General features: G+C 60.3%; 25 protein-coding genes and 1 tRNA gene. 7 read left to right on the top strand and 19 right to left on the bottom strand.

Annotated elements, in window-relative coordinates; all coding sequences use genetic code 11:
• Positions 1-293 precede the first annotated feature (293 nt).
• Positions 294-1,724, top strand: a complete 1,431-nt coding sequence (locus QD461_RS19555) for a DHA2 family efflux MFS transporter permease subunit (RefSeq protein ID WP_414089238.1) — start codon at positions 294-296, stop codon at positions 1,722-1,724.
• Positions 1,725-1,757: 33 nt separating this feature from the next.
• On the opposite strand, the gene QD461_RS19560 is transcribed toward QD461_RS19555, so the two are convergent.
• The 6 genes from QD461_RS19560 to QD461_RS19585 form a co-directional block, all read right to left on the bottom strand.
• A complete protein-coding gene (locus QD461_RS19560) occupies positions 1,758-2,141 on the bottom strand; it encodes a VOC family protein (RefSeq protein ID WP_414089239.1) in 384 nt (127 codons plus the stop codon).
• 65 nt (positions 2,142-2,206) lie between these two features.
• On the bottom strand, positions 2,207-2,926 hold the full coding sequence (locus QD461_RS19565) for an RlmE family RNA methyltransferase (RefSeq protein WP_184700666.1): 720 nt from the start codon (positions 2,924-2,926) through the stop codon (positions 2,207-2,209).
• A complete protein-coding gene (locus QD461_RS19570; RefSeq protein WP_414089240.1) occupies positions 2,923-4,500 on the bottom strand; it encodes a Ppx/GppA phosphatase family protein in 1,578 nt (525 codons plus the stop codon). Before QD461_RS19570 ends, QD461_RS19565 begins: the two co-directional genes overlap by 4 nt.
• 145 nt (positions 4,501-4,645) lie before the next feature.
• Complete coding sequence (locus tag QD461_RS19575) at positions 4,646-5,449, bottom strand: anti-sigma factor family protein (RefSeq protein ID WP_414089241.1); 804 nt, start codon at positions 5,447-5,449, stop codon at positions 4,646-4,648.
• Entirely contained in the window at positions 5,442-6,086 is a 645-nt protein-coding gene (locus QD461_RS19580; protein WP_414089285.1) for an RNA polymerase sigma factor, read from the bottom strand. The genes QD461_RS19575 and QD461_RS19580 overlap by 8 nt, the downstream gene beginning before the upstream one ends.
• Positions 6,087-6,148: 62 nt before the next feature.
• The gene (locus QD461_RS19585; RefSeq protein ID WP_184700661.1) at positions 6,149-6,691 is read right to left on the bottom strand and encodes a tetratricopeptide repeat protein; all 543 of its coding nucleotides are present in this window, start codon (positions 6,689-6,691) and stop codon (positions 6,149-6,151) included.
• A 196-nt stretch (positions 6,692-6,887) separates the two neighbouring features.
• Between QD461_RS19585 and QD461_RS19590 the strand changes: the two genes are divergently transcribed.
• From QD461_RS19590 to QD461_RS19600, 3 genes are all read left to right on the top strand, one after another.
• On the top strand, positions 6,888-7,940 hold the full coding sequence (locus QD461_RS19590) for a type III polyketide synthase (protein WP_414089242.1): 1,053 nt from the start codon (positions 6,888-6,890) through the stop codon (positions 7,938-7,940).
• On the top strand, positions 7,940-8,437 hold the full coding sequence (locus QD461_RS19595) for an isoprenylcysteine carboxyl methyltransferase family protein (RefSeq protein WP_414089286.1): 498 nt from the start codon (positions 7,940-7,942) through the stop codon (positions 8,435-8,437). Before QD461_RS19590 ends, QD461_RS19595 begins: the two co-directional genes overlap by 1 nt.
• A 130-nt stretch (positions 8,438-8,567) precedes the next feature.
• On the top strand, positions 8,568-9,815 hold the full coding sequence (locus tag QD461_RS19600; RefSeq protein ID WP_414089243.1) for an NAD(P)/FAD-dependent oxidoreductase: 1,248 nt from the start codon (positions 8,568-8,570) through the stop codon (positions 9,813-9,815).
• Positions 9,816-9,824: 9 nt separating this feature from the next.
• Here QD461_RS19600 and QD461_RS19605 read toward each other — a convergent pair whose 3' ends face one another.
• The 11 genes from QD461_RS19605 to QD461_RS19655 all read right to left on the bottom strand — a co-directional run bounded on the left by QD461_RS19605 (position 9,825) and on the right by QD461_RS19655 (position 21,239).
• On the bottom strand, positions 9,825-10,352 hold the full coding sequence (locus QD461_RS19605) for a gluconokinase (RefSeq protein WP_414089244.1): 528 nt from the start codon (positions 10,350-10,352) through the stop codon (positions 9,825-9,827).
• 73 nt (positions 10,353-10,425) lie between these two features.
• Positions 10,426-11,379: a peptide ABC transporter ATP-binding protein gene (locus QD461_RS19610; protein WP_414089245.1), complete on the bottom strand. Its 954-nt coding sequence runs from the start codon at positions 11,377-11,379 to the stop codon at positions 10,426-10,428.
• Entirely contained in the window at positions 11,376-12,392 is a 1,017-nt protein-coding gene (locus QD461_RS19615) for an ABC transporter ATP-binding protein (protein WP_414089246.1), read from the bottom strand. Before QD461_RS19615 ends, QD461_RS19610 begins: the two co-directional genes overlap by 4 nt.
• Complete coding sequence (locus tag QD461_RS19620; protein WP_414089247.1) at positions 12,392-13,285, bottom strand: ABC transporter permease subunit; 894 nt, start codon at positions 13,283-13,285, stop codon at positions 12,392-12,394. Before QD461_RS19620 ends, QD461_RS19615 begins: the two co-directional genes overlap by 1 nt.
• Before the next feature lie 9 nt (positions 13,286-13,294).
• Complete coding sequence (locus QD461_RS19625; protein ID WP_414089248.1) at positions 13,295-14,299, bottom strand: ABC transporter permease subunit; 1,005 nt, start codon at positions 14,297-14,299, stop codon at positions 13,295-13,297.
• An 89-nt stretch (positions 14,300-14,388) separates the two neighbouring features.
• Positions 14,389-15,984: an ABC transporter substrate-binding protein gene (locus QD461_RS19630; protein ID WP_414089249.1), complete on the bottom strand. Its 1,596-nt coding sequence runs from the start codon at positions 15,982-15,984 to the stop codon at positions 14,389-14,391.
• 340 nt (positions 15,985-16,324) lie between these two features.
• Positions 16,325-16,813, bottom strand: a complete 489-nt coding sequence (gene rirA, locus QD461_RS19635) for an iron-responsive transcriptional regulator RirA (protein ID WP_184700643.1) — start codon at positions 16,811-16,813, stop codon at positions 16,325-16,327.
• Positions 16,814-16,933: 120 nt separating this feature from the next.
• A complete protein-coding gene (locus QD461_RS19640) occupies positions 16,934-18,037 on the bottom strand; it encodes a M48 family metallopeptidase (RefSeq protein WP_414089250.1) in 1,104 nt (367 codons plus the stop codon).
• Entirely contained in the window at positions 18,009-19,076 is a 1,068-nt protein-coding gene (locus QD461_RS19645) for a YjgN family protein (RefSeq protein ID WP_414089251.1), read from the bottom strand. Before QD461_RS19645 ends, QD461_RS19640 begins: the two co-directional genes overlap by 29 nt.
• A 177-nt stretch (positions 19,077-19,253) precedes the next feature.
• Entirely contained in the window at positions 19,254-19,601 is a 348-nt protein-coding gene (locus tag QD461_RS19650) for a VOC family protein (RefSeq protein WP_414089252.1), read from the bottom strand.
• A gap of 141 nt (positions 19,602-19,742) precedes the next feature.
• Positions 19,743-21,239 carry a CoA-acylating methylmalonate-semialdehyde dehydrogenase gene (locus QD461_RS19655; protein WP_414089253.1) on the bottom strand — a complete coding sequence of 499 codons (1,497 nt, stop codon included), beginning with the start codon at positions 21,237-21,239 and terminating at the stop codon, positions 19,743-19,745.
• Positions 21,240-21,425: 186 nt separating this feature from the next.
• On the opposite strand from QD461_RS19655, the gene QD461_RS19660 reads away from it, so the two are divergent.
• The 3 genes from QD461_RS19660 (at position 21,426) to QD461_RS19670 (ending at position 23,648) form a co-directional block, all read left to right on the top strand.
• Complete coding sequence (locus QD461_RS19660; protein WP_184700633.1) at positions 21,426-22,307, top strand: LysR family transcriptional regulator; 882 nt, start codon at positions 21,426-21,428, stop codon at positions 22,305-22,307.
• 359 nt (positions 22,308-22,666) lie between these two features.
• On the top strand, positions 22,667-22,813 hold the full coding sequence (locus QD461_RS19665) for a hypothetical protein (RefSeq protein ID WP_184700631.1): 147 nt from the start codon (positions 22,667-22,669) through the stop codon (positions 22,811-22,813).
• 349 nt (positions 22,814-23,162) lie between these two features.
• On the top strand, positions 23,163-23,648 hold the full coding sequence (locus QD461_RS19670; protein WP_414089254.1) for a GNAT family N-acetyltransferase: 486 nt from the start codon (positions 23,163-23,165) through the stop codon (positions 23,646-23,648).
• A gap of 230 nt (positions 23,649-23,878) precedes the next feature.
• Here QD461_RS19670 and QD461_RS19675 read toward each other — a convergent pair.
• Together QD461_RS19675 and QD461_RS19680 are read right to left on the bottom strand one after the other, a co-directional pair.
• Positions 23,879-23,955 (bottom strand) — tRNA-His (locus tag QD461_RS19675).
• A 224-nt stretch (positions 23,956-24,179) separates the two neighbouring features.
• Positions 24,180-24,626: a phasin gene (locus QD461_RS19680; RefSeq protein ID WP_004109539.1), complete on the bottom strand. Its 447-nt coding sequence runs from the start codon at positions 24,624-24,626 to the stop codon at positions 24,180-24,182.
• Positions 24,627-24,790 lie beyond the last annotated feature (164 nt).

Genomic DNA, 24,790 nt, shown 5'->3' on the forward strand with positions numbered 1-24,790 from the left:
CCGGCGGCTGCAGCTCGATAGAGCTTTGCGCTAGACCGAAATTTGGTCATGACAAGCCAACCCAAATTCGCTAATACACCGGGCAACGTTTTATGCGTTTAGCATTTACATGCTCTTAGCATATGTCAAATCCTGCATTCCGACCCTATGGCAAGCGATATCACGAAGACGTGATCCCCAAGCCTTCATCGAGCAGAATCCGGGATTGGCAGCAGCCGCGCATAGGACTACAGAGCGGCTGACCGCGCTCAAGCGGCAGCCTTCCCGAGACAGACCTATCAAGGCAGATGCCTATGAATCGCATCGTTCCATTGATCCTCGCCGTTGCCCTTTTCATGGAACAGATGGATTCCACCGTCATCGCGACGGCGCTGCCGGCCATCGCCAACGATCTCCATGTCGGCCCGATCACGCTCAAGCTGGCGCTGACCTCCTACATGGTGTCGCTGGCCGTATTCATCCCGATCAGCGGCTGGATGGCGGATCGGTTCGGTGCCAAGAACATCTTCCGCGTCGCCATCTGCGTCTTCGTCATCGGCTCCATCATGTGCGCTTTTTCCGGCGGCCTCTTGGAATTCGTCTTCGCCCGCTTCCTGCAGGGCGTTGGCGGCTCGATGATGACGCCGGTCGGGCGCCTCGTGCTGGTACGCACTACACAGAAGAGCGATCTGGTCTCGGCCATGGCGCTGCTGTCCATTCCGGCGCTCGTCGGCCCGCTTGCCGGGCCGCCGCTCGGCGGCTTCATCACCACCTATGCCTCCTGGCACTGGATCTTCCTCATCAACGTGCCGGTCGGCATCCTCGGCGTCATCCTCGCTTCGATCTTTCTGCCGGATGTGGAAGCGACCATGCCGCCGAAGCTCGATATCATAGGCTTCCTGCTGACGTCCTTTGCCGCATCCGGCATCGTCTTCGGCATGTCCGTCATCAGCCTGCCCGCCTTGCCGCCCTATATCGGCATCTCTGCCGTCGTCATTGGTGCCATCTGCGGCATCCTCTACATCGGCCATGCGCGCCGCCATCCGGCACCGATCCTGGACCTGTCATTGTTGGGGAATGCCACCTTCCGCGCCTCAGTGACTGGCGGCACGCTCTTCCGCATCTGTATCGGCGCCATGCCCTTTCTGACGCCGCTGATGCTGCAGCTCGGTTTCGGCCTCAATCCGTTCCAGTCCGGCCTCATCACCTTTGCCGGCGCGATCGGCGCGATCACCACCAAGTTCATCGCTCGCCGCGTCTTTACCGCCGTCGGCTTCAAGACGGCGCTGCTTTCGGCCGCCGCCGTTACAACGGTCACGACGATCTGCACCGGTTTTTTCCAGCCGTGGACCTCGCACCTTATCATCGTCGCGATATTGCTGATCGGCGGCTTCTCGCGCTCTTTCTTCTTCACCGGCATCAACGCGCTCGCCTTCGCCGATATCAGCGACAGGCAGGCCAGCCAGGCGACATCCATGAGTTCCGTCATGCAGCAGATCAGCCTGGCGCTCGGCGTCGCCGTTGCAGCGATGATCCTCGAGACCTCGACCTTCTTCAGCGGGGCCGAACTGCAGGTTCGCGACTTTCATGCCGCCTTCTTCTGTATCTCGGTGCTGACGGTGCTCGCCACCATTCCCTTCATCCGGATGGATCGTAGCGCCGGCGCCATGGTTTCGGGCCACAAGGCCGGCCTCAAGCGCATCGCAGGCCTTGAGCCGCAGGTGCAGCAGCCGGTCGCCAAGTGACGCATCCGGCAGGCGTTTGGGCGCGATCGAAGCCTATTCCGGCCTTTCGCAGACGGCACTCAACTTGTTGCCGTCGGGGTCACGGACATAGGCGGCATAGAAATTGGCGTGGAAGGAGCGCAGGCCCGGCTTTCCCGCATCGGTGCCGCCGCTAGCGAGCGCCGCGGCATGGAAAGCATCGACAGCAGCGCGGCTTTCGGCATTCAAGGCAACCATGGAACCATTGCCGATGGTTGCCGCTCTCTGGTCATAGGGCTTGACCACCCAGAGCCGACAGCGCGTATCGCCTTCGCTGGCATAGCCGATTTCCTCATCCGATTCGCGCAGGCACTGATAGCCGAGCGTGAGCAGGACCGCGTCGTAAAAACCGCGCGAGCGAGTAATGTCGTTGGAACCGAGCGTTATGTAGAGAAACATGATTGAATCTTGATCGTCCATGATGCCTTGGGAAGCGGCATCATCCAACGAAAAAGTCAGTCAGATCAAGCCTCCGCGGCTTCCTCTTCGGCCTTGCGTCCCTTGAAGCCCTTCGCCAGCAGGAACATTTCGACCGATTCGGCTCTGGATGCGCCAGGCTTCACATGGATGACCTGACGGAAATTCTGCTTGAGGAAGGTCAGCAGATCGCGCTCCGTGCCGCCCTGGAAGGTCTTGGCAAGGAAATGCCCGCCCTCTCCCAGCACTTCGACGGCGAAATGCGCGGCAACTTCGCAAAGATGCATGGTGCGCAGGTGATCGGTGCGGTGATGGCCTGTCGTCGGCGCCGCCATATCAGAGATGACGAGATCGGGCGTGCCGCCAACGGCATCGATCAGCCGCTGCGGCGCTTCCGGATCGAGGAAGTCGAGCTGCAGGATCGTCACGCCCGGAATGGGCGCCATTTCCAGGAAGTCGATTGCGGCGACGCGGATATCGTCTTCGGTCGATTCGGTCACCTTGGCGGCGATCTGCGACCAGCTGCCCGGCGCAGCGCCCAGATCGATGATGCGGCGCGCACCCTTCAGGATCTGATGCTTCTCGTCGATCTCCAGCAGCTTGAAGGCCGCGCGAGCGCGATAGCCTTCCAGCTGGGCGCGCTGCACATAGGGATCGTTGATGTGCCGCTGCAGCCATTGCCGCGACGAGGCCTTCAGCTTCTTTTTCTTGACGCGCTGGCCGAGCTTGCGGCCCGTGCGGTTGCCGGCGATGGTTGGCTTGGTCACGTCTGCGGCCCCTTCGTATCCCTCGGTCGATGCCCCCTGCGCGAGCGGCCCCGCCGCCAAACGCCGTCATCCGCCATCATGTCAGTCAGCAATCCCTCGCGCAGACCGCGATCCGCGACGCGCATGCGCGGGCTCGGCCAGCGGCGGCGGATCGCCTCCAGAATGGCGCAGCCCGCCAGAACCAGATCGGCACGATCCGGGCCGATGCAGGGATTGGCGGCTCGGCCGGCAAAATCCCAGGACAGCAGCTTGGCCTGCATCGCGCTCACTTCATCATCCGACAACCAGACGCCGTCTACCCGGCGCCGATCGTAGCGCGGCAGATCGAGATGGACGCCGGCAAGCGTCGTCACCGTGCCAGATGTGCCGATCAAATGGAAGTCGGCGCTGTCGCGCGCAGCCCCCTGCACGGGCGGGCAATCGAAACGCTCCAGCATGCGCTGAACTTCGCACACCATCGTCTCGAACAGCTCCGGCGTGACGTCTCGGCCGCCATGCCGTTCGGACAGGGTCACGACGCCGACAGGCAGCGAGGTCCAATGGGTGATATGATTGGCAAGGCGGCTGGAACGATTTTCGCCGATACGGATCACGGCGATTTCGGAGGAGCCGCCGCCGATGTCGAACAGCACGACCGAGCGCGCTTCCGGTCCCACCAGCGACGAGCAGCCCGAAACGGCAAGCCGCGCCTCGGTTTCGCGATCGATGATCTCCAGCTGCAGCCCGGTTTCGGCGGTAACGCGTTCGAGGAAAGCTTCGCCGTTGTCGGCCGCGCGGCAAGCCTCGGTCGCGATCAGCCGCATACGGCGGATTTCGCGTGTCTTCAGCTTGGCGGCGCAAATCCGCAAGGCTTCGACAGCCCGATCCATGGCGTCGCCCGAGAGGCGGCCGCTGGCGCCAAGTCCTTCGCCGAGACGCACGATGCGGGAAAATGCATCGACGACCCGGAACTGGCCGGGACGTGTCGGCTGTGCGATCAGCAGTCGGCAGTTGTTGGTACCGAGATCGAGCGCAGCATAGAGGTCGAGCGGACGGGAATCGGCCTCGGCATGATGATGCTGGCCCTGACCTTCACGTCGCGGCTGCGATTGCCTAACCTGCCGGTGATCGTCGTGAGCCGGCGCTTGCGCGTTCGCTAATGTACTTGTGGGAGCGACGAATTGCGCGGTTTTTTCATGCGCCAGCGGCCGGCCCTGCAGGCCACGCTTGCTGCGATGCTTGCGCCTATTCTTGCCGCTCTTGTGCGATGACCGATGGCCATGATCCGCCGCAGTGCGATGCTCGGTCGTTGATGAAGGGTGCTGTGTCTGGGGGGAAGATTGCGCATCACCTTGTGCTCCACCGCGCGCACGGCGTCGGCGCTTACGCTTTTTGGCCGGAGAACCGGCTTCATCTTCCACTGGGCGCATCGCCGCCTGGCTGGACTTGCCTGCCTGACTGGCCTCCGCAGAATGAGCGTTCGGGCGACCATGGCCGCGCTTACGCTTCGCGCGCCGGGAGGATTTATCCTTCCTGCGCTCTACTGCTGACGCCCCGTTTGCCTGCGGCGCTGAGCCGCTGTCGGGGTCACTCACGTATCTTTTCCACCGCGCCGCGCAAGGCCCTTAAGGCATGCTGCTGGCACTCGTTCGATTTTCGTTGGGCAAAGAATACCAGCAGGATGGGTTTTCGCCAAATTCTTTTTGAATCACGCCATTTTAGCCGCGCGCCAAACAGCCGTCAGGCGACCAGGCGCGACCTGATATCAGCTGCAAGTTGCTGTATCCGATCGATCGGCGCGTGGCCGATCAGCATGAAGGCATGCGTGGCGCTCGACCAATAGACGACGTTCATGCCTCGGCGGCTTTCCGAGCCCGGTGCAGCCGCGCCATTGGCGGAGCGAACGATACACAGCGCCATCGGCCCGCTTTCCGGGTCGAGATAGGCGATCTGAGCCAGGGGCTTGCTGTCATAGTTCAGGATCTGGGCACGTTTGAAATCGATGCCGGGCATGGCGACGGCTTCCGGCGCCAGCGAAAGGCCGAGCTTATTGCCGACGTCGTCAAGCTGCGCAACCTGTTGTGCATGATCACCCGCTGGGGCGTTTAGCGTATCCACCGTATAAAGCGAGAGGTATTCCGCCACCGCAGCGCGCCATTCGCTGTCTTCATCGGGTTTCGAGAGCTGGCGGTTGACCGCGATCACGCCGCGATCGATGGCAATGGCGGCTACGAAGCTTGCGGCGATTGCGGCCAGGAAGCCGCGACGACCGATGCCGGCGGCGCTGGCGTTAAGTTTTTCGGCCGATGAAATTGTGGCGAGCATGGCTTCTAGCCTTGCTGCCGGCGCTTGGGCGAGCACGGGCTCGAATGCATCAGCGAATGGCAGCGCGCTGCGCGACAGAAACTCAAAACGCTCCGCCACACGCGCATCGTCGGCGATCAACCGTTCGATCCATTCACGGTCGGCATCCTCAAGCTCGCCATCGATGAAGGCGGTGAACTGCTCGTCCGTAGGCATTTGTGCTTTGCTCAACTCACTCATTTCTATTCCCCAGTCGCCCGCCATCGGAAGACATCCCTCCGGCTACTGCCCCCATGCTTTCCGCAAGCTTCGTCCGTGCGGCCGCCAGCCGGCTCATCACCGTTCCGATCGGCACCTCCAGGATCTCGGCCACTTCGCGGTAGGAAAGCCCCTCGACGTAAGCGAGGAAGACCGCCGTGCGCTGTGCTTCCGGCAGCGCCTGCACGCGCTGCAGCACCTGCCCGGCGAGAATATGCGTTTCGGTCTCCAGTGCGCCGTCGAACACGAGCGTCTCGTCGGCATCGACGAAGCCCTGCCCCATGCGCACGCGCCGCGAGCGAACCTCGTTCAGCCATATCGAGTGGAGGATGGCGAACAGCCAGCGATCCAGCCGTGTGCCCGCAGTGAACTGCGACGCCCGTTCCAAGGCCCTGACGCAGGTCGCCTGCACGAGATCGTCGGCAACATCACGCTGGCGCGACAGCACCACACCGTAACGCCATAGCCGCGCCAGATGCTGGGACAAGCCCATCCTGATATCGTCTTCGCTCGCTATGACATCCTCCGCCACATCCGCTTTCCGGAGAGCCGCCGATCTTTTCGGCGGCTCCGATCCAGTCCGACTATAAGCAGAAATCGCGGTACGAGCGACCGGCATCATTCCCATAGCCTTCGCAAAGCTCCCTGCTTATCGCCTTCATGATTGCCCTCACATCGTCATCACATGCTGGAGGGGTTCAGGATGGCGGCGTGAAGGTCGCGATATTCCTCGCAGGTCGTGTTGCCGCAGAGTGCCTTGATCGTATTCAACTGATCCTTGGCGAGATCCATCCGACCCTTGATGACATAGGCTTCGCCGAGATATTCGCGCACCAGCGTATATTTCGGATCCATGGCGACGGACTTGGTGTAGTAGGAGATACCCTCATCCGTACGGCCGAGCTTGCGGGTGGCATAGCCGCGATAGTTCAGGGCCTCGGCCGTGTTCGGGTTCTTCATCGTGTCCAGAACTGCGAGAGCTTCCTGGTAGCGATGATCCTTCTTAGCCAGTGAATAGGCGTAGTCGGCGCGATTTTCGTCGGTGACGTTTGCGCCCTGCTGCTTCACGCATTTCTGGCTCTTCTGGTCGTAGATTTCTCCCTTCTTGCAGGTCGGCGTCGTGCTTGAATCATTGCCGGCTGCAAATGCCGGAATGGCGAAGGCGCCAACGGCCAGGCCGACACCGATCGTGATGGCAGCCAGGCGGAATCTATTGGTCTTCATGGAATGTCTCCTTGGCAAATGAACGTTGCGGGTGGAGAACACACCGTCTGCCAACTTTATTCGGCACGCCGCGCAATATTTTCGCGCGAGCGGCGCAGGGGGAACCGTCACTCTTTCGTGACTGCTGCGGCACCGAATAAGCCGGTGCCATCGCGTGTTTCCACAGAGTGCCCTCGAAGGGCCACAGGAGACGCCCGTGACCGATACCGTCAAACTTTTAAGCCTCGCCGTGGCGACGCCCGACAACATCATCCTCCAGACGGACGCCGCCGAGACGGCAAGCCGGCTGTTCTCGGATCGATTTCAGGACTTCAAATATCTCGCCCGCGTGTTCGAGAGCACCGGCATTCGCAAGCGCCATCTGGCGCGGCCGCTTTCCTGGTTCGAAGAGCCGCATGGCTGGCAGGATCGCATGGGCGCTTACGCGGAGGTCGCATCCGAGCTTTTCCGCCGGACCGCAACCTCTGCGCTGCAACGCGCCGGCATTGACGCCGGAGAAGTCGATTGCATCGTCACGGCCTCATCGACCGGGCTAGCGACGCCGAGCCTCGAAGCGCGGCTGGCCGGAGAGATGGGTTTCCGCTGCGATATCGAGCGCGTACCGATCTTTGGGCTTGGCTGCGCGGCAGGCATCTCCGGTCTTGCCATCGCGACGAAGATGGCAAAGAGCCGGCCCGGCGCCGTCGTGCTCTTCGTTGCGATCGAGCTCTGTTCGCTTGCCTTTCGCCTGGACGAACTGACACGGCCCAACATCATCGCGACGGCGCTGTTCGGCGACGGCGCCGCGGCCTGCGTGCTACGCACCGGGGACGGCGGCATCGCCGAAATCGTATCGACGGGCGAACACCTCTTCCCCGACAGTCTCGGCATCATGGGCTGGAAGATCGACGACACGGGCTTCGGTATCGTGCTGGAGCAATCACTGCCTACCTTTGCGGAGACGCATTTGAGAGGCGCGGTCGCCGGTATCCTCGAGCGAGCCGGGCTCTTGATATCCGACATCGACCGCTTCATCTGTCATCCCGGTGGAGCGAAGGTACTGGCGGCACTGGAGACGGCCCTCGACCTGAATGAAGGGTCCCTCGATATCGAGCGGGAGGTTATCGGCGACTACGGCAACATGTCTTCGCCGACGGTGCTGTTCGTCCTCGAACGGACGATCGCGGCAGGCCTGCCGCGACTTTCAGCGCTGCTTGCCCTTGGCCCCGGCTTCTCAGCAAGCTGCATCACGCTGAAGAGGGTTTCGTGATGCTGTGGCCCTCGATCGCACTCTTGAGCTTCGTAACGCTGCAACGTTTGGCGGAGCTGGTCTATGCCAGGCGCAACACCGTTGCCCTTCTGGCCCGCGGCGGCAGGGAATGCGCATCCGAACACTATCCCCTGATGGTGGCGATGCATGCGGCGTGGCTGTTCGGATTGTGGTTGCTGGCGATCGGCAGACCGGTCGTGCTTGGCTGGCTTCTTCTGTTCATGTTGCTGCAGGGGCTGCGTCTCTGGGTTCTGGCAACGCTGAAGGAACGTTGGACGACCCGGATCATCATCCTGCCGTATGCCCCTCTCGTGGAGGGAGGTCCCTATCGTTTCCTCAGCCATCCCAATTATGCTGTTGTCGCCGGCGAGATCGCCGTGCTGCCGCTTTGCTTCGGCTTGCCGCTCTACGCAGTGCTCTTCTCGCTCTTGAACGGTATCATTCTTGCGATCCGTATTCGCGCCGAAAACGCCTGTCTGAAACAGACTGTGACCTGACTACATTTTTCGTTTGCACCATCGAAATTTGGCAGGCATTTTCGATGCTTAGAGCGCTGTTCACGCAATGGTAGCCAACCTTCGGCTGGGCCGCGCTACCATGCAACGAATATGCGAATAGCAGGACAAAATGACAAAGGACGCAATCGTTCTCGGCGCCGGCATCGTCGGCGTTTCGACGGCAATCCATCTGCAGCGGCGGGGGCGCCAGGTCGTCCTCGTTGACCGCAAAGAACCCGGTCGAGAGACGTCCTTCGGCAATGCCGGCCTCATCCAGCGCGAGGGCGTAGTACCCTATGGTTTTCCGCAGCAACTCGGCCTGCTACTCCGCTATGCCCTCAACAATCGCGTCGATGCGCATTATCATCTGCGCGCCCTGCCCTCACAGCTCGCCTTCCTGGCCCGCTACTGGTGGAATTCGAATACCAAGCGCCATCAGATGATCTCGCGCGCCTATGCGCCTTTGATCGAACACTCCATCAGCGAACATCGCGACCTTATCGAAGCCGCGCATGCCGAAGACCTCATTCGCAAGGACGGTTGGCTGGAGCTCTACCGTTCGAACGAGAAGCGCGATGCGGAATTTGCCGAGGCGGAACGCCTCAACCGCGAATTCGGTATCGGCTACGAGGCTCTGAGCAGCGCGGAGATTGCGACGGCGGAGCCGCATCTGAGGGGCAATTTTTCTGGCGCCCTGCGATGGCGCGACCCGTGGTCGGTGCTTGATCCGCACGGACTGATATCAGCCTATCGCCGTTACTTCGAGAGCATCGGCGGCCGCGTAACGACGGGCGATGCCGTTTCGCTCGGCATGTCAGGATCTGCCTGGAGAATGGTGACGGCTGAGGGATCCATCGAAGCGGAAGATGTTGTCGTCGCGCTCGGTCCCTGGGCCGATCTGGTCACGAAACGCTTCGGTTATGCCTTCCCGCTCGGTGTGAAGCGCGGCTATCACATGCACTATGCCACCGAAGGCAATGCCGTCCTCAACAACTGGATGGCGGATGCCGAAAGCGGCTATCTGCTGGCACCGATGAGCCGCGGCATCCGGCTGACCACCGGCGCCGAATTCGCGCGGCGCGATGCGCCGAAAACGCCGGTACAGCTCGCCCGCGCCGAGGCGCTTGCGCGCGCCGCCTTCCCGCTTGGCGAAAGGCTCGATCCTGAGCCGTGGATGGGCGCCCGCCCCTGCACGCCGGACATGATGCCGATCATCGGAAAGGCGCCGCGGCACAACGGCCTGTGGTTCGCGTTCGGCCACGCCCATCATGGGCTGACGCTCGGCCCAGTAACCGGCCGCGTGCTTGCCGAACTCATCACCGGCGAGAAGCCGCTCATCGACATCTCAGCCTACAGCCCAAACCGGTTTGCGCCGTAAGCTTCAGTTCTAGAGAATAGCCTTGAGATTCCTGACGGAGGCATCGACGATCGCCGCGACCGTATCATCGATGTCGACGGTTACGACGCCGGGTTCGCCGGTCGGCACTTCCAGCGTCTGCAGCTGGCTTTCGAGCAGCGAGGCGGGCATGAAATGTCCCTTGCGCTCGCCCATGCGCTTCGTCAGCAGCTCCTTCGAGCCGTGGAGATAAATGAAATAGAGATGGCCGCCGGCGGACGCTCGCAACCGCTCGCGGTAGGTCCGCTTCAGCGCCGAGCAGGAAACGGCAATGCCTTCCCCCTTGGCCAGGCTTGCGGCGATCTCCTGGCCGATCTTTTCGAGCCAGGGCCAGCGATCCTCGTCGGTGAGCGGAATGCCCTTGCTCATCTTCTCGACATTGGCCGCCGGATGCAGCGCATCGCCTTCAATGAAGTGAATGCCGAGCCTGGCTGCGACACCCTCGCCGATCGAGGATTTACCGCTGCCGCTCACGCCCATCACGATGATGGCGAGAGGAGTATCCTGATTATCCTGCATCGGGCCTGTCCGGAATGATTGAACTGAATCGGGCATGGTCGCTTTGCCAGCCGTGCCCGATTCGCAACTTGGATCAATCCAGGGGAAAGAAACAGGAAAATTTGTGCGAGTCTTCGCCCGCCAGCTCCGGCGCCGTCTGCCGGCATTTGTCCTGAGCGCGCCAGCAACGCGGATTGAAGTGGCAGCCGGTCGGAGGGTTGAGCGGCGACGGCAACTCGCCCTGCAGGCGGATGCGGTTCTTCTCGCGGTCCGGATCGGCGATCGGCGTCGCCGACAGAAGCGCTGCCGTATAGGGATGGCGCGGACGGCTGAACACCTCTTCGGCGGTACCGGTTTCGACCGGGCGGCCGAGATACATCACCATCACGTCGTCAGCGATATGGCGGACGACGGAAAGGCCGTGCGATATGAAGAGATAGGCAAGGCCCATCTCCTTCTGCAGGTCCATCAAAAGGTTCAGAACCTGCGCCTGGATCGACAGGTCGAGCGCGGAAACCGGCTCATCGAGCACCAGCACCTTCGGCCGCAGCATCAGAGCGCGCGCAATGGCGATACGCTGACGCTGGCCGCCTGAGAACATGTGCGGATAGCGGTCGTAATGTTCCGGACGCAGGCCGACGCGTGCCATCATTTCCTCAGCCTTACGGCGGCGGGTGGCAGCATCGTCATCGGTGTTGATCTTCAGCGGTTCTTCCAGAATGGAGCCGACCTTCTGGCGCGGATTGAGCGAACCATAGGGATTCTGGAACACGATCTGCACCGCGCTGCGCAGGCTGCGATCGCCAAGCTTGGCCGGCTGGCCATCGATCAGCAATTCGCCCGATGTCGGATTTTCGATCATCGTCACCAAGCGGGCGAGCGTCGACTTGCCGCAACCGGATTCGCCAACGACCGCGAGCGTGCGGCCCGACTGCAGGCTGAAGCTGACACCGTTCAGCGCCTTGACGGTCGCCTCCGGTTTGAAGCTGCCGCGCTTGATGGTGTAGAAGCGGGCGAGATCGCGCCCCTCGAGAACAGCGCCGGTCATGCGGCACCTCCTGCTGCTTGCGTGGCGGCAATGCCGGGATGACCGAGCGGCTTGCCATGTTCCAGCGGATAGTTGCAAAGGGTCAGGCCGAGCTCAGCGCCCTGTCGCGTGACGCCCTTGTCGCATTCCGGCGTGGCGAAGGAACAACGGGGCGCAAAGAGACAGCCCGTCGGCCGATCGTGCTGGCCAGGAACGACACCCGCGATCGACGGCAGACGCTCGCCGACTTCGGCGCGCTCAGGCAGAGCCGAGAGGAGTGCCGCCGTATAGGGGTGATGCGGATCGCGGAACAGTTCCTTGACCGGCTGCTCCTCGACCTTCTGGCCGGCATACTGCACCTGCACGCGCTCCGCTGTCTCTGCGACGACGCCCATGTCATGGGTGATGAGCACGAGAGCCATGCCCTGCTCCCGCTGCAGGCGCACGAGCAGATCGAGGATCTGCGCCTGGATGGTCACGTCGAGCGCGGTGGTCGGCTCGTCGGCGATCAGGAGCTTCGGATTGCAGGCGAGCGCCATGGCGATCATCACGCGCTGGCTCATGCCGCCCGACATCTGGTGCGGGAAGTTCGACAGGCGATCCTCGGGCGCCGGAATGCCGACGAGTTTCAGAAGCTCGATCGAGCGTTCGCGGCGCGCCTTGCGGTCGAGGCCCATATGGATACGCAGGGTCTCACCGAGCTGGAAGCCGACCGTGAAGCACGGATTGAGGCTCGACATGGGCTCCTGGAAGATCATCGCCATGTCCTTGCCGATGATCTTGCGGCGCTGACGCGCGGAGATGCCGCGCAGGTCCTTGCCGTCGAACATCATGCGGTCGGCGGTGATCTTTGCCGTCCATGGCAGAAGTCCCATCATGGCGAGCATGGAGACCGACTTGCCGGAGCCGGATTCGCCGACGATCGAGAGGATTTCTCCCTTGTCGCACGTCAGCGAGACGCCATCCACCGCCCGGAACAGGCCGGACGAGGTCTGGAATTCAACGGATAGGTTTTCAATATCGAGGAGTGCCATTACGACCTCTTCAGCTTCGGGTCGAACGCATCGCGCAGGCCGTCGCCCATCAGATTGATGGCGAGAACCGTGATCAGGATGCAGAGACCGGGGAAAGTAACGAGCCAAGGGTTGCTCTGGAAGAATTCACGCGAGTCCGCGAGCATGGTGCCCCATTCCGGCGTCGGCGGCTGAGCGCCCTGGCCGAGGAAGCCGAGTGCTGCGGCGTCGAGAATGGCGGCCGAGAAGGCCAGCGTACCCTGCACGATCAACGGCCCCAGGCAATTCGGCAGGATGGTCTTGAACATTAGCCGCAGCGATCCGGCACCGGCGACGCGCGAGGCAATGACATATTCCTTGTCGCGCTCGGTCATGACGGAGGCGCGTGTCAGGCGGACGAAATGCGGCTGATTGACGATGGAGATCGCGATCATCGCATTGGTCAGGCCCGGCCCGAGGATCGCAACCAGCACGAGGGCAAGCAGCAGCGAGGGGACAGCGAGAATGATGTCCATGACACGCATGATGATCGTATCGGTGCGGCCACGCACGTAGCCGGCGACGAGGCCGATCAGAACGCCGGCGAGCGCCGAAAGCGAGGCAACGACGAGACCGATGAACAGCGAGAAGCGCGTGCCATAGATGAGGCGCGACAGCAGATCGCGGCCGTTGGCATCGGTGCCGAGGAGGAAGCTGCTGTTGCTGCCTTGTACCCATGCCGGCGGTAGGCGCTGCATGTCGCTGCCATAGGCGACATCGGGATTATGCGGGGCTACGAAGCTGGCGAAGATCGCCAGGAACAGAACGAAGAGGAAGATCGCAAGGCCGATGACGGCCCCTTTGTTGCGGGAGAAGTAATACCAGAACTCCGCGAGAGCGGAAGGACGGTCGGATTTGACGCTTACCGTGCTCATGGACCGCTCCTAGTGACGAATGCGTGGATTGACGAAGCCGTAGAGCAAGTCGACAGCGAGATTGACGAGCATGACGATGCCCGCGATCAGAAGCAGGCCGCCCTGCACCACCGGATAGTCGCGCTTGAAGACTGCATCGATCATCCATTTGCCGATGCCCGGCCAGGAGAAGATGCTCTCCGTCAAGATCGCACCGCCGAGCAGCACCCCGACCTGCAGGCCGATCGTGGTGACGACGGGGATCATGGCGTTGCGCAGCGCATGCACGGATACGACGCGCAGAGGCGAAAGACCCTTGGAGCGCGCCGTGCGCACATAATCTTCACCGAGCACTTCGAGCATGGCGGAGCGCGTCTGGCGCGCGATGACGGCGAGCGGGATGGTGCCAAGCACGATCGTCGGCAGGATCAGCGAATTGAAGGCGGACCAGAAGGCACCCTTCTGACCGGACAGAAGGCTGTCGATCAGCATGAAGCCGGTGATCGGCTTGAAGAAATAGATGAGGCCGATGCGGCCCGAAACCGGCGTCCAGTGAAGATAGCCGTTGAAAACGATAATCAGCAGCAGGCCCCACCAGAAGATCGGCATTGAATAGCCGACAAGGGCGACACCCATGACGCTCTGGTCGAACCAGGTCCCTCGCTTGACGGCGGCGAAAACACCGGCCGGGATACCAAGACAGATCGCCAGGATCATCGCACAGATCGACAATTCGAGCGTGGCCGGGAAGAAGGTCAGGAAGTCCGTCAGCACGTCACGCTTGGTGGTGATCGAGGTGCCGAGGTCGCCTTGCAAGGCGTTCCAGACGTATTTGCCGTACTGAACGACCATCGGCTGGTCGTAGCCGAGATCATGCGAGATCTGCGCGTGGCGTTCCGGCGACATGACGCGCTCGCCCGACAGCAGCATCACGGGATCGCCAGGAAGCAGGCGAATGAAAGAAAAGGCAACGATCGACACGCCAAGGAATGTCGGGATCAACACCGCAAGGCGGCTGAAAAGAAATCGCAACATGACAGTTGTCCAAATTTTTCCGGCGGTCAGACAGAGTGTCTGACCGCCGGGTCGCCCGGTCCTAGCCGGGCATTCTCACAGATTTTTCGTTATTCGGCGATATCGACGCCATCGAAGCGGTGAACGCCAACCGGGTCCTGATGGTAGCCGGAGACGTTCTTCGTCATCGGGATGAACTCTTCCGAATGGTCGATGGTCATCCACGGTGCTTCACGCTTGAAGATAACCTGGGCTTCTTCGTAGAGCTTGGTGCGCTCCTTGACGTCAGCCGTCTGCTTGGCCTTCTTCACCAGGGTATCGAATTCCTTGTTGCACCACTGCGCGCGGTTGTTGCCGCCGACAGCATCGCAACCGAGGAGCGTATCAAGGAAGTTGTCCGGGTCGCCGTTGTCGCCGGTCCAGCCGAGGATGGCCGCACCGTCGCGGTCCTTGGCGGAGGAGAGCTTCAGATACTGCGCCCAGTCATAGGTGACGATCTCGGCCTTGACGCCGATCTTGGCAAGGTCTGCCTGCATCAGCTCGGCAGCACGGCGCGCGTTCAGCATGTACGGACGCGAAACCGGCATAGCCCAGATCTTCATGCTGAGATCCTTGACGCCAGCCTTTTCAAGCAGCTTCTTGGCTTCTTCCGGATTGAAGGCGTCGTCCTTCACTTCCTTGTTGTAGGACCACATGGTCGGCGGGATCGGGTTCGTCGCAACCTTGGCCGAGCCCTGGAACACGGCGTCGACGATGGCCTGCTTGTTGACAGCCATGTTGAGCGCCTTGCGCACTTCGACCTTGTCGAAGGGAGCAACCAGCGTGTTGTAGGCGAGGTAGGAAACGTTCAGACCGGCCTGTTCGAGAACCTTGAGGTTCTTGTCGGCCTTGAGGTCCTTGATGTCAGCCGCATTCGGGTACGGCATGATGTTGCATTCGCCGGACTTCAGCTTCTGCGCGCGAACGGATGCGTCCGGCGTGATTGCAAAGACGAGATCGTCGATCTTTTCCTTACCCTTGAAGTAGGTTTCGTTTGCCTTGTAGCGGATGACAGCATCCGGCTGATAGGCAACGAAGGCAAACGGGCCAGTGCCGAGCGGCTGCTGGTTCATCTGCTCCAGCTTCTTGTCGGCCTGCAGCTTGTCTGCATATTCTTTCGAGAGGATCGAAGCGAAGTCCATTGCGAGGTCGGCGATGAACGGTGCTTCCGGACGGTTCAGGACGAACTTGACGGTGAGGTCATCAACCTTGTCGATGGACTTGATGAGTTTCGGGAAGCCCATGCCTTCGGCATATTCGTAGGAACCGCCGGCAACATACTTTGCCCACGGATTGTCAGCCGTGAGCTGGCGGCCGATCGAGAAAATGACGTCGTCGGCGTTGAGATCACGCGTCGGCTTGAAATAGTCGTTCGACTGGAACTTCACGCCCTTGCGGAGTTTGAACGTGTATTCCTTGCCGTCGGGGGAAACGGTCCAGCTCTCTGCGAGGCCCGGCTCGACCTCGGTGCTGCCGTGCTTGAATTCGACGAGGCGGCTGTAAACGGTACGCGAAGAGGCGTCGAATGTATTGCCTCCCGTATACATTCCCGGATCGAAGCCTTCCGGCGAGCTTTCCGAGCAATAGACAAGTGTTTTCGACCAGGCGGACGTTGCCATGACCGAAGCCAAGGCTGTCACTGCCAGCAGGGCAGAAATCTTTTTCATGATATCGTTTCCCAGATTTGTTATTCTTTTGAAGCCGTGGATACCCCAGAGGTTCCCATTCGGATCGCGCCGATGGAACTTTATTTTATGTTTGAAAGCAACAAGCCCCGCCTAAATTTTTTCCAATTTTCCGAGTTTGGAAATTTTCGGCCGAAAAAACCTCTGAATTGGTAATTTTCTGCCAGATTTTTGCGTGATTTTATCAGATTCAGGACGATTTCATGCTTTCTCGTGGCGAGATGCAGATCATCCAAGGCCGCCGTACGGGCCTCAAAAAACAAAAATCCGCGGCTGCCGGTGGCAACCACGGATGGAAAGCGCTCTGCAACTCGAAGCAGAATCAGGCAGCGGGAGCGGCGACCGAAGGCTTCTTGGCGATTGCCCGGTGATCCTGATCGGTCAGGCCGAGCAGGAAATTGATCTGCGGGCGGGCCTTGACGAGATCGTCGATGGAATATTGCGTCAGCACGTCGAAGAAGGCGTTCAGTGCCTTGCGCAGTGCCGAGTTGAGACCGCAGCTGTCGACCAGCGGACATTCCACGACGCCATCCTCGAAACATTCCGCCATGGCGAAGCTGTCTTCGGTAACGCGGACTACGTCGAACAGGCTGATGTCGGTCGCCGGCTTGCCGAGGCGAACGCCGCCATTGCGGCCACGAACGGTTTCGACGAGCCCCGCCTTGGTCAGCGGCTGCAGGATCTTGAACAGGAACAGCTCGGATACGCTGTACGCCCTAGCGATTTCCGGGATACGGCTCAGGTGTCCGTCATTGGCGGCGCAATACATCAACATGCGCACGGCGTAATTGGTCTGTTTCGTCAAACGCATGCCAATCTCCTGGAATCAAGGCCGCTTAGGGGGTTGGACCGTATATAGTGGCTTTCTTAGTTTTGAACAATTCCAAAATATGAAATTAATATTCAGCTTATCTCGTCGGCCCAAATGTTCCTATCCGCTCGGCTGCCTTCCCTTGGCCTCCAGCTCCCGGACATAGTCGAGGATCGCCTGCTTGCGCTCTGGCGTGCCCGGATGGGTCGAGAGCATGCTCGTCTTGTCGTGATCGTTGAGCTTCATCTCGAGCAGATCGAAGAAGCGTGACAGCGCCATTGGATCTTTACCGGCCGCCCGCATCAACTCCACCGAACGACGATCGGCCTGGGCCTCGGCTTGCCGGGAGTAGGACAGCGCAAGAAGGCCGCCGCCCTGCGTGAGGATATCCTGCACGCCGGAGCCGACGTCGCCAGCGATCAGAAGCACTAGACCGGCAACACCCGCAGCAGTGTAGAGTTGGCGGAGACTGTGCTTGTATTCGACATGACCGATCTCGTGGCCGAGCACGGCAGTGATCATCTCCTTGTCGCTTCCGGCAAGCTCTACAAGCTGATCGGTGAGAACGAGATTGCCATCCGGCAGTGCGAAAGCGTTGGGGCCAATGAGGCCGCCATCGCGGAAATTCAGGTGATAGCGGTTCGCGCCGCCCTGTGCGTTTGAAGCTATCCTGGCGAAATCGTCGCGGATTTCCGTTTGCTCCGCCGCAGACACCTTGCTGGAACTGAAAGTGACTTGGTCCAATGTCTTCATTGTTCCCGCCGACATCATTTCCGGCACTACCGGCGGCGTCACCAGCACGGCCACTTCCACCAACGCCGGCAAAGCGTAGCGATAGATGACGGAGGCAAGAACCAGCACCGCCAGGACGAAACCGATCAGCCTTGGACGCACGATCTCAAGGCTATGAATAACGCCGCTGCGCCCCTCTCCACGGCTCCGCAGATAGGTGTCGATTGCGTCGTTATCTCGGGTTTCGAAAACAGATTCATTTCCGAAAACGATACGGCGCGGAACGGAGCCGACACGCTGACTGATCTCGATATCGGAGCGAATGCCCCAGACGAGTCGCCTGTTCTCCTCTTCTTCCTCATTCGACACCACAATCAGCGAGCCGCCGACATCCAGCAGCCGGGCGGGAACCTCCCGGCTCGAATGCGGCGGATGCCAAACACCCGTCGCGATCGTTTCCGGCTCAGAAGCCAAAGTCGAATCCGTCGACATCGAGATATTCCGCGCTGATCGCGCTGCCGGTCGAGCGGATTTGATCGAAGACGACGCCGATCTCGCCGTCGACATGGACCGCGGTATGCTCGGTGAGAAAACGCTGCATGCGTACGGCCGCCCAGGGGCGCATCAATCCGAGGGTTACCAAGGTAACAACGACGTTGGAAATCGCGATCCACGCATAGCGCCGGCGACCGAGATCACTTCTGAGCTGATGGCGGCGGTCAATCGTTGCGGCCGACCAGATGATGTTGCGTACCGCGGCGCGGTAGTAGAGGCCGGCAAATATGTAAATCGGGAAAACAAGCACAATCATCCAATGCCACAGGCTGATGCTGCCCATTCCCCAGCCCATCGAATTTCCGCCGAAACCGATCATGGCGGCGCTGAAAAACCCCAAAACCACGACAGCCGCAAGTATGATCGCAATTGCGGTAATGAGTGCCTCGTAAAGCGCGCCCAACCGCGGCTCTATCGCGAAAGGCCGATCACCATATCGAAGATTGTCGAAGACATATTTATAAAACCAGCGACTGGCGATCGGGGACAGAAGCCCGACCGAAACCACCGTCACCAGGGCACCGAGGAAGATGGCTTTAAACGCGCCGCCATAGGTGCCTACGAAATCGAAGCGTACATTGCGGTAGCTCGTAACCCGCGCGTTGAACCTGAGGCCGCGCATGAGGAACCATGGGAATATCACCAGCATGATGGGCCAGACCACCAGCAACGCCAGCGGTGCGGCATGCGACAAGATATTTATGACAATGAGAAAGCCGAACACGATCAGCCGACCGATGAGGATCTGCTTGCCCTTGGCGTGATATTCGAAACTGTGGTCCAGGAGAACCGTATTCCCATAGAAGTAGCGATTGCGCCGCACCTTCGCCCAGGCCGAATAAATGCCAAAGGTGATGATGGTCAGCAGGATATTGACGATCCAGATACCAAAATATTCGGAAGCATTGCCGGTGAAGGAAGCCCGCTGGAAAAAGCGGCGTCCACCCGCCGGATCGTGTTGCTCGACAGCTGCCATATTTGTAATCCCCTACCCACAAGAGGGCGAGCATGCCCGAGCGCGCCAAAAGGCATCGATCGCCGGGGATGTGCTGCGCTACACATCGCTCGCCTTACCGTTGCACTTGAGAGCAGGAAAACCGGCACCGATCAATGGAAAAATGATGGCGCGCCATTCTAGACGGCTAGTGGACACTCAGGGCGTAGCAACCCATACCGCCATTTCGCAGCCGCCCGGCTCGCGGAAATGAAAGCGCCGGCCGCCGGGAAAATCGAAAGCGGGACGGGTTATCACGCCGCCTGCAAATTCGACCGCCCGCTGTGCCGCCTCGAGGTCGGAGGTCCGCACCACGGGCAGAGGGACTCCCGCGGCCCCGCCAGCATCTCCGTCAATACCGGCATCGATACCGGCTGCTTCGATCACATGGTAAGTCGGCCCATAGCTGATAAAGCTCCAGTCGAAGGCTTCCTCAAAGAAGCGGCGGGTCTTCAGGCCGTCTTTCGACGGAAATTCGAGATAGTCGATCTGATAGGTCGCGGACATCTTGGTCCTCCCGTTGTTCTCTTTTTGTTCTAGTCGAAAACGACGGCCTAGACAAGATGACTCTATCGAAAACAAACGCAATAAAAAACCGCCGCCCGAAATATCCCGGACGGCGGTCGATATTGGCGATGGCGCTAGGGATTACTTCATCGTCGGCATGACGAATTCGGCACCATCCTTGATGCCGGACGGCCAGCGGGCGGTGATCGTCTTGGTGCGCGTCCAGAACTTGATCGAGTCCGTGCCGTGCTGGTTGAGATCACCGAAGCTCGAAGCCTTCCAGCCGCCGAAGGAGTGGTAGGCAAGCGGAACCGGGATCGGAACGTTGACGCCGATCATGCCGATATTGATGCGCGAGGCGAAATCGCGGGCCGCATCGCCGTCACGGGTGTAGATGGCGACGCCGTTACCGTATTCGTGCTTCATCGGCAGTTCGAGCGCTTCTTCGTAGTTCTTGGCACGGACGACGGACAGAACTGGCCCGAAGATCTCGGTCTTGTAGATGTCCATGTCAGGCTTGACGTGGTCGAACAGCGTGCCGCCGACAAAGTAGCCGTCTTCATAGCCCTGCAGCTTGAAGCCGCGGCCGTCAACGACGAGTTTGGCGCCTTCTTCGACGCCACGGTCGATCAGGCCGGTAACGCGGTTGTAGGCGTCCTTAGTGACGAGCGGGCCGAGATCGGCCTTGTCGTCCGTATAGGGGCCGATGCGCAGCGATTCGATCTTCGGAACCAGCTTTTCAACGAGACGGTTGGCCGTGTCTTCGCCGACCGGAACCGCGACCGATACCGCCATGCAGCGCTCGCCGGCCGAGCCGTAACCGGCGCCCATCAGAGCGTTGACGGCCTGGTCCATGTCGGCGTCGGGCATGATGATCATGTGGTTCTTGGCGCCGCCGAAGCACTGGGCGCGCTTGCCGTTCATGGCGGCCGTACCATAGACGTAGCGGGCGATCGGCGTCGAGCCGACGAAGGAAACCGCAGCGATATCCGGTTCAGTCAGAATGGCGTCGACGGCAGTCTTGTCACCGTTGACGACGTTGAGGATGCCTGCCGGGAGACCGGCTTCGATCATGAGTTCGGCCAGGCGGATCGGCAGGGACGGATCACGCTCGGATGGCTTCAGGATGAAGGCGTTGCCGCAGGCGATCGCAGGCGCAAACATCCACATCGGGATCATGCCCGGGAAGTTGAACGGCGTGATGCCGGCGCCGACGCCGACCGGCTGGCGGATGGAGTACATGTCGATCGAAGGGCCTGCGCCTTCGGTGAACTCACCCTTCTGCAGGTGCGGAATGCCGCAGACGAATTCGCAAACTTCCAGGCCGCGGATGATATCGCCCTTGGAATCTTCAACCGTCTTGCCATGCTCCGAGGAGAGCAGCGTCGCCAGCTCATCCATATTCTGGTTCAGCAGTTCGACGAACTTGAAGAAAACGCGGGCGCGGCGCTGCGGATTGGTGGCCCCCCATTTCGGCTGCGCGGCCTTGGCGTTTGCAACAGCTGCGCGCAGCTCATCGACGCTGGCGAGTGCTACCGTTGCCTGCACTTCGCCGGTTGCTGGATTGTAGACGTTGCTGGTGCGTCCGCTCGTGCCGGCGACGCGCTTGCCGCCGATGAAATGACCAATCTCACGCATGGATGTGCCTCCTCGTTTTCTTCGATGGCTACAGGATGGCACTTCAATTTGCACAAATCAATGAGCTGTTATAAGCAACCGTTGTGCAAAAATTGAAGTCCTGGCGCATGTCGCGCAAAAATGTGGCGGTTTTTKTGACAAGGACATGCGCAAGATCAAACGCTGAAAGTGCAAACGGGTGGGCAAATGGATTGGGATGACGTCCGCATGTTTCTGGCCGTGGCGCGTACAGGGCAGATCCTTGCCGCCTCCAAGCGGCTCGGCGTCAACCACGCCACCCTCTCCCGCAGGGTGACGACGCTGGAGGAACGCCTGAAGACGCGGCTGCTGGTGCGGCGCACCAATGGCTGCGACCTGACCGCGGAGGGCGAGATTTTCCTGCACGCGGCCGAGCGCATGGAAACCGAGATGCTGCGCGCGCAGGCAAGCATCGGCCATCTCGACAGCGTCATTACCGGCACCGTACGCATCGGGGCGCCCGACGGGTTCGGCGTTTCCTTCCTCGCGCCGAGGCTCGGTCGATTGATCGCCCGCTATCCGGAACTGCGCATCCAGCTCGTGCCCGTCCCCCGCTCCTTTTCGCTATCGCAACGCGAGGCCGATATCGCGATCACGCTGGAGCGTCCCGAGCAGGGGCGGCTGGTCTCCTCCAAGCTGACCGACTACACGCTTGGGCTCTATGCCTCGAGGGCCTATCTGGAACAGGCCGGTCTGCCCGACAGCGTCGAGGCGCTGAAGCTGCATCCCCGCATCGGCTATGTCGAAGATCTGATCTTCACCGCCTCCCTGAATTTTTCCGGCGAGATCATGCGCAGCTGGGACGCAGCCTTCGAAATATCGACAGCGATCGGCCAGACCGAAGCGGTGCGTTCCGGTGCCGGCATCGGCATCCTGCATGATTACATCGCCCGGCAGTTTCCGGAGCTGACGCGCATCCTCCCAGACGTCTCCATCAAGCGCGCCTATTGGACCACCTATCACGAGAGCGCCCGTGACCTAGTGCGCGTCCGCACCGTTGCCGACTTCCTGCAGGAGCTTGTGAGCGAAGAGCGGCAGATATTTTTGTAGGGATTTTTGCCCATCCTTCCTGTCTCGGCGGCTCGTCGTTCTCATCCGGGTTGGGAAGTGGAATTTCGTCCGGCAGGCTATCCGGGTCCGGCTCTTCAATCGGCGGCCTCGGCACCCAGCCAGGCTCCGGGACCGGAGGCGACTCGGGGATCGGCTCGTTCGGTACAGACATCGGCCCGCTCCTTGCGTCTCGTTGTTGATAAGAACAGAACGATGAGCGGACGGCACGGTTCCATGCCAATTCCGGCATGGTGGCTAGACGGATCATCATGTGCGCTTCGCTCCGTCATGCATCCTGATGCTGGACAATGAGCGGGCGAGGCCTAGTATTTTCAAATCAGGATCAGGGAGCCAAAGCGATGAGCGACAAGAAGCAGCAGAAGCTCGAAGAAAAAGAGCACAAGGAACAAGACGACTATCTGGAGGAAGCGCTGGAAGAGACTTTTCCGGCGAGCGACCCGATCTCGCCTGGCCATGTGTCGAAGAAGCCGGAAGACAAGAAGTAACCCTCATCGTCCCGGATAGCAGCGGCTGCAGGGCGGGAACGTTCTGCTGCATGCCTGAATCACGGCGAAATCAAAGCTCGTCATGCTTGTCAAAACAGACAACATAGCATAATGGTTGCAAGCAAAACAAACGAGGGAGGTGCACGGATGCTCAAAACGTATCACTCAATCGCACGCTCCGGCATCAGGCTAGGCCGCAAGCGCTAGGCCCGCCGGACCAACGCACATCGGAACCACATCGCAATTCCTCATTTTCGACCCGGGACCAAAGCCCGCGTGATGGGTTCTGCATGCCTTCCGATCCGACTTCTCTCGAATATAGGGGCGCCGTTCGAGCGCCATTGGAAAAATGCATCCAAAACAAAACCGGCAGCCTCACGCTGCAGATCGTGCCGCCATTATCCTTGAGCGGGTTAGCCGCGAAGACTACCAGCCGGTGCTCTCATTGCGTCCGCATGATCACCAAACATCCTATGTGGCCAGCAATGCGGAATCGCTGGAGGAAGCAGAGGAGAATCCTGCCTGCATTCCGCTTGTTATCCGAGCGGCAGGTGAGCCGGTAGGATTTGCCATGTACGCGCTTGATGACGACGACGGCAATTACTGGATCTATCGCCTCATGATCGACGGCCGCTTTCAGGGACGCGGATATGGGAAGGCTGCGCTAATCCAGATCGTCGAGCTGATATCGGAGATCCCGCAATGCCCGTGCGTCGTGCTCGGCGTGCATCCCGAGAACGAAAAGGCTCGGCGGCTTTATGAGCATGTCGGGTTTCGCCTGACCGACGATGTTATCAATGGCGAGCTCGTCATGAGATACGACTTCCAGAAGTAAACTGAGATGGCTGGGGCGCAACGGCTCGGCCCCGGCCATTTTCACCCGCATTCCGTCAGGTGGCCCTGGGTTCGCCTCGATACATGTTCTGGGCGGTATAGGTATCAATAAGGAAAGTTTACGGATCTGCCGAGCGTGAAGGCCGTTCACCGCCATAGACCGGACGCAACGTTGCACGCGGCTTCTTTGCCTGAAGCAAAACCAATAATCGAATTTCAGTGGGAATTGAATGGTACGGTTGGGGGGTCTCGAACCTCCGACCTCAGGTGCCACAAACCTGCGCTCTAACCAACTGAGCTACAACCGCACATGCTCGCGTCGCCGCGAACGGGGGTGACATACGAGGACTTTGAAATTATTTCAAGTCCTATCTCCCCGCAATATAAAAAAGCTTTGCAGATATCCAAATGAAGATGCGTCGCCGGATACGGATCAAGGCGCATATATCCGCCGCCTCCAACGAAAAGTCCCGCCTCAGGGTCGTTGACCTGGGGCGGGACGTTCATGCCTTGGGAGGCTTATGGAAAGCAATTAGGCCTTGAAGGAGGACATTGCCTTTTCAGCGGCGTCCTTGGCCGGCTTTGCCAGCTTTTCAGCAACCTTCTTGGTGGTTTCCTGAATGGACTTGGCCTGCTCTACGGTGACTTCGGCCTGCTTGCGGATGAAAGCGGTCTGAAGTTCGAAGAGTTCGGCGACCGACTTGACGCGAAGCAGGGCTTCCATGTGCGCCAGCGAGCTTTCGGCATTGGTGCGCAGAACGTCAATTGCCTTGAGGCCGATTTCAACCGAGCCAGCCTGTGCGGTCTGGACAGTTGCTTCAACCGTCTTGCCGGCTTCCTCGGTGGCGGTCTTCAGCTTGGCGAAGGCTTCCTTCGACTGGGCAGCGCCCTTTTCGGCGAAATCGCGGAAGGATTCGGAGAACTTGGACGGATCGAATGCAGCCGTTGAAAAAACGTCGTCTTTCTTTACAGTAGCCATGATTACGCTCCTATGTGGGCCCTCTCGGAGGCGCCCTTCGTGAACCTGTGTGAGGCTTATATAATATAAAGATTTGTGCAGTGCAACATATTTTTTGCACCGCACAACACGTTAACCTTTCCGGCCGAAAGATCGGGCCTTTGCTGGACCCGAATGCGGGTCGC

Origin of the sequence: Rhizobium sp. BR 314, assembly GCF_047445805.1 — a bacterium.
GTDB classification, from domain to species: domain Bacteria; phylum Pseudomonadota; class Alphaproteobacteria; order Rhizobiales; family Rhizobiaceae; genus Rhizobium; species Rhizobium lusitanum_B.

Bases quoted from the DNA above. Each gene is read 5' to 3' on its own strand.
- QD461_RS19600 (WP_414089243.1), top strand. From the start codon at position 8,568: ATGACAAAGGACGCAATCGTTCTCGGCGCCGGCATCGTCGGCGTTTCG.
- QD461_RS19620 (WP_414089247.1), bottom strand. From the start codon at position 13,285: ATGAGCACGGTAAGCGTCAAATCCGACCGTCCTTCCGCTCTCGCGGAG.
- QD461_RS19670 (WP_414089254.1), top strand. From the start codon at position 23,163: ATGCATCCAAAACAAAACCGGCAGCCTCACGCTGCAGATCGTGCCGCC.
- QD461_RS19630 (WP_414089249.1), bottom strand. From the start codon at position 15,984: ATGAAAAAGATTTCTGCCCTGCTGGCAGTGACAGCCTTGGCTTCGGTC.
- QD461_RS19575 (WP_414089241.1), bottom strand. From the start codon at position 5,449: ATGAGTGAGTTGAGCAAAGCACAAATGCCTACGGACGAGCAGTTCACC.
- rirA (WP_184700643.1), bottom strand. From the start codon at position 16,813: ATGCGTTTGACGAAACAGACCAATTACGCCGTGCGCATGTTGATGTAT.
- QD461_RS19605 (WP_414089244.1), bottom strand. From the start codon at position 10,352: ATGCAGGATAATCAGGATACTCCTCTCGCCATCATCGTGATGGGCGTG.
- QD461_RS19580 (WP_414089285.1), bottom strand. From the start codon at position 6,086: ATGCCGGTCGCTCGTACCGCGATTTCTGCTTATAGTCGGACTGGATCG.
- QD461_RS19595 (WP_414089286.1), top strand. From the start codon at position 7,940: ATGCTGTGGCCCTCGATCGCACTCTTGAGCTTCGTAACGCTGCAACGT.
- QD461_RS19610 (WP_414089245.1), bottom strand. From the start codon at position 11,379: ATGACCGGCGCTGTTCTCGAGGGGCGCGATCTCGCCCGCTTCTACACC.
- QD461_RS19625 (WP_414089248.1), bottom strand. From the start codon at position 14,299: ATGTTGCGATTTCTTTTCAGCCGCCTTGCGGTGTTGATCCCGACATTC.
- QD461_RS19640 (WP_414089250.1), bottom strand. From the start codon at position 18,037: ATGTCGACGGATTCGACTTTGGCTTCTGAGCCGGAAACGATCGCGACG.
- QD461_RS19660 (WP_184700633.1), top strand. From the start codon at position 21,426: ATGGATTGGGATGACGTCCGCATGTTTCTGGCCGTGGCGCGTACAGGG.
- QD461_RS19650 (WP_414089252.1), bottom strand. From the start codon at position 19,601: ATGTCCGCGACCTATCAGATCGACTATCTCGAATTTCCGTCGAAAGAC.
- QD461_RS19680 (WP_004109539.1), bottom strand. From the start codon at position 24,626: ATGGCTACTGTAAAGAAAGACGACGTTTTTTCAACGGCTGCATTCGAT.
- QD461_RS19560 (WP_414089239.1), bottom strand. From the start codon at position 2,141: ATGTTTCTCTACATAACGCTCGGTTCCAACGACATTACTCGCTCGCGC.
- QD461_RS19615 (WP_414089246.1), bottom strand. From the start codon at position 12,392: ATGGCACTCCTCGATATTGAAAACCTATCCGTTGAATTCCAGACCTCG.
- QD461_RS19585 (WP_184700661.1), bottom strand. From the start codon at position 6,691: ATGAAGACCAATAGATTCCGCCTGGCTGCCATCACGATCGGTGTCGGC.
- QD461_RS19655 (WP_414089253.1), bottom strand. From the start codon at position 21,239: ATGCGTGAGATTGGTCATTTCATCGGCGGCAAGCGCGTCGCCGGCACG.
- QD461_RS19645 (WP_414089251.1), bottom strand. From the start codon at position 19,076: ATGGCAGCTGTCGAGCAACACGATCCGGCGGGTGGACGCCGCTTTTTC.
- QD461_RS19555 (WP_414089238.1), top strand. From the start codon at position 294: ATGAATCGCATCGTTCCATTGATCCTCGCCGTTGCCCTTTTCATGGAA.
- QD461_RS19665 (WP_184700631.1), top strand. From the start codon at position 22,667: ATGAGCGACAAGAAGCAGCAGAAGCTCGAAGAAAAAGAGCACAAGGAA.